General features: G+C 70.3%; 7 protein-coding genes. All 7 read right to left on the bottom strand.

From position 1 onward, the window contains the following. Positions 1-339: 339 nt before the first annotated feature. The 7 genes from AC31A1_RS16530 to ruvC all read right to left on the bottom strand — a co-directional run bounded on the left by AC31A1_RS16530 (position 340) and on the right by ruvC (position 6,889). Positions 340-888: an adenine phosphoribosyltransferase gene (locus AC31A1_RS16530; protein ID WP_489654040.1), complete on the bottom strand. Its 549-nt coding sequence runs from the start codon at positions 886-888 to the stop codon at positions 340-342. Next, on the bottom strand, positions 885-2,009 hold the full coding sequence (secF, locus tag AC31A1_RS16525) for a protein translocase subunit SecF (protein ID WP_489654039.1): 1,125 nt from the start codon (positions 2,007-2,009) through the stop codon (positions 885-887). The genes AC31A1_RS16530 and secF overlap by 4 nt, the downstream gene beginning before the upstream one ends. A 1-nt stretch (position 2,010) precedes the next feature. Next, positions 2,011-3,777, bottom strand: a complete 1,767-nt coding sequence (gene secD / locus AC31A1_RS16520; RefSeq protein ID WP_489654038.1) for a protein translocase subunit SecD — start codon at positions 3,775-3,777, stop codon at positions 2,011-2,013. Between the two features lie 141 nt (positions 3,778-3,918). After that, positions 3,919-4,425 (bottom strand): preprotein translocase subunit YajC, encoded by a 507-nt coding sequence (gene yajC, locus AC31A1_RS16515; RefSeq protein WP_393763765.1) that lies wholly within the window; start codon positions 4,423-4,425, stop codon positions 3,919-3,921. A gap of 165 nt (positions 4,426-4,590) precedes the next feature. After that, entirely contained in the window at positions 4,591-5,661 is a 1,071-nt protein-coding gene (gene ruvB / locus AC31A1_RS16510) for a Holliday junction branch migration DNA helicase RuvB (protein ID WP_019059776.1), read from the bottom strand. 11 nt (positions 5,662-5,672) lie between these two features. After that, positions 5,673-6,281 (bottom strand): Holliday junction branch migration protein RuvA, encoded by a 609-nt coding sequence (ruvA, locus tag AC31A1_RS16505; protein WP_489654037.1) that lies wholly within the window; start codon positions 6,279-6,281, stop codon positions 5,673-5,675. Further along, on the bottom strand, positions 6,278-6,889 hold the full coding sequence (gene ruvC, locus AC31A1_RS16500; protein WP_489654036.1) for a crossover junction endodeoxyribonuclease RuvC: 612 nt from the start codon (positions 6,887-6,889) through the stop codon (positions 6,278-6,280). Before ruvC ends, ruvA begins: the two co-directional genes overlap by 4 nt. Positions 6,890-6,926 lie beyond the last annotated feature (37 nt).

The following is a 6,926-nucleotide window of genomic DNA, read 5'->3' as shown; positions in this document are numbered from 1 at the left end:
GCGGGGCCCGGGGTGGGCTCGGGCTTGGCGGCGGTCAGGGGCTGGGCCTCGTCTGCCAAGAGGACTCCTCGTGCGCGATCCGGGTCCCCCGGTCAGGCTCCGGAGTGCCCATGGTAGCGATCCCGGGCTCCGGGCTCGCCTTCAGGCCGATGTGAGGGCCGTCTACCGGTGAAACACGAGGGGCTGCCACCGGCATTCCGGGGGGCGGCTCCGCGGTGTCCTGGGGTGGTTCTGTGGGCGTGCTTGAGGTTGCGCGAACGGGCCGTGGGGTCCGAGGTCCGTGACATGCGCAACGGCCGTCCCCTGGTCCAGGGACGGCCGTTGTGTCACGCGTTCGCGTCAGACTACGAGGAGTGCCTCCAGAGGTGCCCCGCCCAGTGCCGGCTCCAGGCGGGAGCGTCCCTGCAGAAACCCGAGTTCCATCAGGACCGCGAGGCCGGCGACGTCGGCGCCCGCCCGGCGGATCAGCTGGATCGAGGCCTCTGCGGTGCCCCCCGTGGCCAGGACGTCGTCGACGATCAGGATGCGGTCGCCGGCCGACAGGTCCTCCGCGTGCACCTCGATCTCGGCGGAGCCGTACTCCAGGTCGTACGTCTGGCTGAGGGTCGCTCCGGGGAGCTTGCCCGCCTTGCGTACGGGGATGAAGCCGACGCCCGCGCGGACGGCCACCGGGGCGCCGAGGATGAATCCGCGGGCTTCCAGGCCCACGACCTTCGTCGCACCGGTGCTCACGACGATCTCGGCGAGTGCGTCGGTGAGCGCCGTGAACGCGGCCGGGTCCGCCAGGAGCGGGGTGATGTCCTTGAACATCACACCGGGCTCCGGGTAGTCGGCCACATCGCGGATACGGCTGAGCAGCAGCGCCGTGATGTCTACGAGCTCCGTCATCGGCGCTTCCCCGAAGGACGCCCGCGGCCGCGGTTGCGGGACGCCGGCTGGGTGCGCGGGCCCACGACGGCTGCCGCGTCCTCGGGCTCGTCGTCGTAGGCGTCGTCCGAGCGGTTGGTGACCTGCGACTCCGCGGGCTCGCCCTGCGCGGCGGCCTGGGCCCGCTTGGCGAAGACGCGCTTCTTGAGCGCCTTCATCTGCGGCTCGGCCTCCTTGAGGTCGGCGACGAGCGGCGTGGCGATGAAGATCGAGGAGTACGCACCGGCCGCGAGGCCCACGAACAGCGACAGCGAGATGTCGTTGAGCACGCCCGCGCCGAGGAAGCCGCCACCGATGAACAGCAGGGCCGCGACCGGCAGCAGGGCGACGACCGTGGTGTTGATGGAACGCACCAGGGTGCCGTTGATCGACCGGTTGGCGATGTCGCTGTAGGTCCAGCGGGTCTGCTTGGTGATGTCCTTGGTCTGCTCCTTGAGGCTGTCGAAGACGACGACCGTGTCGTAGAGCGAGTAACCGAGGATGGTCAGCAGACCGATCACCGTGCCGGGCGTGACCTCGAAGCCGACGAGGGCGTAGATGCCGATGGTGATGGTGATGTCGTGGATCAGGGCGACGAGCGCGGCCAGGGCCATGCGCCACTCGAAGGCGATCGCCAGATAGATCACGACCAGCACCATGAAGATCGCCAGGCCCTCCCAGGCCTTGTTGGCGACCTGGTCACCCCAACTGGGACCGACCAGGTCCGCGGCGATGTTCTCGGAGCTGACGTCGAGGTCCTTCGCCAGCTTCGTCTTGATGCTGTCGGACTTGTCGGTGTCGATGCCCGCGATCTGGATGCGCAGGCTGCCGTCGCCGAGCTTCTGGACGACCGCGTCGTGACCGGAGGCGTCCTCGGCGTACTTCTCGGCCTGGGTCACCGAGGCGCTCATGTGCTTCGGCGTGGTGAAGGCGGCGCCGCCCTGGAACTCGATGCCCATGTTCAGGCCGCGCACCGTCAGGCCGAGGATGGCCGTGATGGTGATCAGGATCGAGATGCCGTACCAGATCTTGCGATTGCCGACGAAGTCGTACCCGACCTCGCCGCGGTGCAGTCGGGCGCCGATGCTGCCGAGTTTCGACATCTCACGCCTCCTTCGGGTCGACGGGGGCGGAGGGACGGCGGGTGCGGCGCAGCGGCGGCTTGGCGCCCAGCGCCTTCGGGTCGATGCCGGACCACTTGTGGCCGTCCGCGAAGAACTTCCTGCGGGCGAGGATGGTCATCAGCGGCTTGGTGAAGAGGAAGACGACGACCACGTCGAGCACGGTGGTCAGACCGAGGGTGAACGCGAAGCCCTGGACCTTGCCGACGGTGACGATGAACAGCACCGCGGCGGCGAGGAACGACACGAAGTCGGAGACCAGGATGGTGCGCCGGGCGCGGGGCCAGGCCCGCTCGACGGAGGGACGCAGCGAGCGGCCCTCGCGGATCTCGTCCCGGATGCGTTCGAAGAACACGATGAACGAGTCCGCGGTGATACCGATCGCGACGATCGCACCGCAGACGGCCGGTAGGTTCAGCGCGAAGCCGATGCCCGGGCCGAGGAGCGCCATGATCACGTACGTGAGGATCGCGGAGACCAGCAGCGAGGGGATCGCGATGACCGACAGGCCGCGGTAGAAGATCAGCAGGTAGATGACGACCAGCGCGAGACCGATCGCGCCCGCGATCAGACCGGCGTGCAGCTGCTCACCGCCGAGGGCCGCGGTCACGGTGGTGACGCTGTCCTCCTTGAAGGTCAGCGGCAGGGCGCCGTACGACAGCATGTTGGCGAGGCTCTGGGCCTCCTCCTGGCTGAAGCTGCCGGAGATCTCGGCGCTGCCGCCGGTGATCGACGAGCTGACGGAGGGGCTGGAGACGACCTGGCCGTCGAGGACGATGCCGAACTCGTTCTGCGGCTGGGTGTTCTTCGCCAGTTCACCGGTGACCTTGGCGAACTTGTCGCCGCCCTTGCCGGTGAAGTCCATGGTGACCTGCCAGCCGGCGGCGGTCGTCGTGTTCAGGACGGCCGCGGCCTTCTTGACGTCGGTGCCGTCCACGGCAGCGGGGCCGAGCACGTACTTGTACCAGACGCCCGACACCTGGCCGCAGGCCACGGTCGCGTCACCGGCCTTGGCGTTCTTGCCGACGTTCTGGGACGCCTTCTTGGAGCAGTCGAGCGCGGTGTACTGGGCCTCCAGCTTGGCGGCTGCCGCGCTGGCGGCGGCGCTGCTGCTCGCCGAGGGGGTGGCGCTGGCCGAGGCCGTGGCGCTGGGGCTCGCGGACGAGGTGGAGTCGGCCTTCAGCGCGTCGCTGGCGGCACGGCCCTGAGAGGTGGCGGTGGCCGTCGGGGTCGCGGAACCGGTCTTCGACGAGGAAGCGCTCGCCTTGGAGCTCGGCGAGCTCGACGGGCTGCTGGAGGCGCTGCCGGACGCGCTCGGCGACGGGGTCGTCGCGGCGCCCGTGGAGGCCTCCGTGGCCAGGACCGGGCGGAAGTACAGCTTGGCCGTCGTACCGACCTGCTGCCGCGCCTCCTCCGAGTTCGTGCCCTTCGGAATGTTGACGATGATGTTCCTGGAGCCCTGGGTCTGGACCTCGGCCTCCGAGACACCAAGACCATTGACACGGCGGTTCATGATGTCGACCGCGGTGTCCATGTTGGTCTTGTTGATCGACGATTCCTCGCCGGGCTGGGCAACCGCCCGCAGGGTGATGCTCGTGCCGCCGGCCAGGTCGATGCCGAGACGCGGAGTGTTGTGCCCGGATGCGAACATGCCACCGGTGAGCGCCACGATGGCGATCAGGATGAGGGCCAGCGAGCGCCACGGCTTGCTCTGGGCGCTCGCGCTGCGGCCCCTCTTAGGTGCTGCCACCTTCTCGTACTCCCTCTCGGGCCGCTCCGCGCCGGGTCAGCGCGGTTACGGCCATGACATGGTGTCGGGATCCCGTGCGAGCGACGCACGTACCCGGGTGCGCGGGGCGCGAGCGGGTCGCGCCGCGCTCCCGGGACGTTACTACTTCGCGTCGGTGTCGCCGTCGGACTTCTTCGGCTCTTCTTCCGTCTTCGCCTCGGCGGGCTTCGCCGGCTCCTCGGTGGCGTCGGCCGGCTCGTCGGCCGCGTCCTTCTTGCCGAGGTCGATGGGCTTGTCGTCGGAAGAGTCGGCGGCGGGCTCGTCGGTGTCGGTGAGGGAGGAGGCGTCGTCCGGGACGATGTCGGCGTCGTCCTTCAGGTCGTGCTCGATGCCGTGGACGATGCGGTTGTACTCGTCGTCGGTGAGGACGGCGCCGATCGCGTTCTTCGCGAAGAGAAGTTCGATGCCCGGGCCGGCGTCGAGAAGAACCGTCTCCTCGTTGACTTCCTTGACCGTCGCGTACACGCCCCCGATCGTGCGGACGCCGGTGCCGGGCTGCATGTCATTACGCATCGACGCGGCCGCCTGCTGCTTGCGCTTGGCAGAGCGGGTCATCAGGAACATGGCCCCGATGAGCACGATGAAGGGGAGGAGGGTCACGATATTCACGGGACGGAATTTCCTTCGCACGACCGCGGCGGTGAGCGGCCTGGTGGATGGGGGTGGTCGGCGCCGCCCACAAAGGCGGCATCGGCGGAGTCTAAGCGAGTCCACGCTGATGGAACAACGCTCAGCATGGCACCGGGGTTCCTGACCCGGCCAGTGCCCCCGCCGTCACGCCCCGAACAGGTCCCCTTGTCCGTTTCCCCCGGTTGACGACCGGGGCGGGGTGAGGCCCAGATGCGCCCACGCGGCGGGGGTGGCGACGCGTCCGCGCGGGGTGCGGGCCAGCAGTCCCTCACGTACGAGGAAGGGTTCGGCCACCTCTTCGACGGTCTCGCGCTCCTCCCCCACGGCGACGGCGAGCGTGGAAAGGCCGACCGGTCCGCCGCCGAACAGCTTGAGCAGGGCTTCGAGGACACCGCGGTCGAGCCGGTCGAGGCCGCGGCCGTCGACCTCGTAGACCTTGAGGGCGGCTCCGGCGATGTCCTGGGTGATGAACCCGTCGGCCTTGACCTGCGCGTAGTCCCGTACGCGGCGCAGCAGGCGGTTGGCGATGCGGGGGGTGCCGCGGGAGCGGCCGGCGATCTCGGCGGCGCCTGCGGGGTCGATCTCCACGTCGAGGAGGTTCGCCGAGCGGTGGATGACGCGCTCCAGTTCGGTGGGCTCGTAGAACTCCATGTGCGCGGTGAAGCCGAAGCGGTCGCGCAGCGGGGGCGGCAGCAGTCCCGCGCGCGTGGTGGCACCGACCAGGGTGAACGGCGGCAGCTCCAGCGGGATCGCGGTGGCGCCGGGGCCCTTGCCGACGATGACGTCGACGCGGAAGTCCTCCATCGCCATGTAGAGCATCTCTTCGGCGGGCCGGGACATGCGGTGGATCTCGTCGAGGAAGAGGACCTCGCCCTCCTGGAGGGAGGAGAGGATCGCGGCGAGGTCGCCGGCGTGCTGGATGGCGGGGCCGCTGGTGATGCGGATCGGGGCTTCCATCTCGGCCGCGATGATCATCGACAGGGTGGTCTTGCCGAGGCCGGGGGCGCCGGAGAGCAGCACGTGGTCGGCGGTGGCGCCACGCGCGCGTGCGGCGCGCAGCACCAGGTCGAGCTGTTCGCGGACCTTCTCCTGGCCGATGAACTCGCCCAGGTCCTTGGGGCGCAGGGCGGCCTCGACGGCCTGGTCCTCGCGGTCGGCGACCGAGCCCACCAGCCGCTCGGCGGCGGTCTCGTCGGTCGTGTCGTCCCAGTTCACTGACGGTTCTCCTAGCGGGCGCGGTTCAGGGTCTGCAGGGCCGCCTTCAGCAACTGCCCGACCTGCGGCGTGCCCTCGGCGGCCTCGGCCTGCGGTGCTACGGCGGCCACGGCCTCGTCGGCCTCGCGGGTGGCGTACCCGAGGCCGATGAGGGCGGCGTGCAGCTGATCGCGCCAGCCGCTGGTGACCGGGGCGCCGATCGCCGGGGCGGCCCCCACCGGTGCGCCGAGCCGGTCCTTGAACTCCAGCAGCAGCTTCTGGGCGCCCTTCTTGCCGATGCCCGGAACGGCCATCAGCGCCTTCTCGTCCCCGGCGGCCACCGCTCGACGCAACGCGTCCGGGGTGTGCACCGCGAGCATCGCCTGCGCGAGCCGGGGGCCGACGCCGGTCGCGGTCTGGAGCAGCTCGAAGATCTGGCGTTCGTCGTCGTCCACGAAGCCGTACAGGGTGAGCGAGTCCTCGCGGACGACGAGGGAGGTGGCGAGCTTGGCGGGCTTGCCGAGGCGGAGCGTGGACAGGGTGTTCGGCGTGCACTGGAGGGCCATGCCGACACCGCCGACCTCGACGACCGCGGCGTCGGGGGCGAGTGCGGCGACCGTGCCACTGACGAAGGCGATCATGCGGTACGGCCTTTCGATGCGTGCGGGGTCTTCGGGGCTTGCGGGGCTTGCGGGGCTTTGTGCGCGCCGGCCGCGTGTTGGGCGACCGCCTGTTGCAACCGGTTCTGGGCGACGGCCTGTTGGAGGCGGTTGGTCGCGGGCCCGCGCCAGATGTGGCAGATGGCGAGGGCGAGGGCGTCGGCGGCGTCGGCGGGCTTGGGAGGCGCGTCGAGCCGGAGCAGCCGGGTGACCATGGCGCCGACCTGGGCCTTGTCGGCGCGGCCGCTGCCGGTGACGGCGGCCTTGACCTCGCTGGGGGTGTGCAGGGCGACGGGGATGCCGCGGCGGGCGGCACAGAGCATCGCTACGGCGCTGGCCTGGGCGGTGCCCATCACCGTGCGCACGTTGTGCTGGCTGAACACCCGCTCCACGGCGACGAATTCGGGCCGGTGTTCGTCCAGCCACGCCTCGATGCCCTGCTCGATGGCGACGAGGCGCAGGCCCAACTCGGCGTCCGCCGGGGTCCGTACGACACCGACGCCGACCATGGTGAGCGGCCGGCCCGCGACGCCTTCGACGACACCGACACCGCATCGGGTCAGTCCCGGGTCCACCCCGAGTACTCGCACGCCACCCCCCCTTTTTTTGCGGCTAAACCGCCGCCGC

Source organism: Streptomyces sp. P5F9 (genome assembly GCF_057961495.1).
This window is presented reverse-complemented; position numbering and strand designations above follow the sequence as displayed.

What these genes read in the sequence shown, in the direction of transcription:
- AC31A1_RS16530 (WP_489654040.1), bottom strand. Translation starts at nt 888, where the DNA reads ATGACGGAGCTCGTAGACATCACGGCGCTGCTGCTCAGCCGTATCCGC.
- secF (WP_489654039.1), bottom strand. Translation starts at nt 2,009, where the DNA reads ATGTCGAAACTCGGCAGCATCGGCGCCCGACTGCACCGCGGCGAGGTC.
- ruvA (WP_489654037.1), bottom strand. Translation starts at nt 6,281, where the DNA reads ATGATCGCCTTCGTCAGTGGCACGGTCGCCGCACTCGCCCCCGACGCC.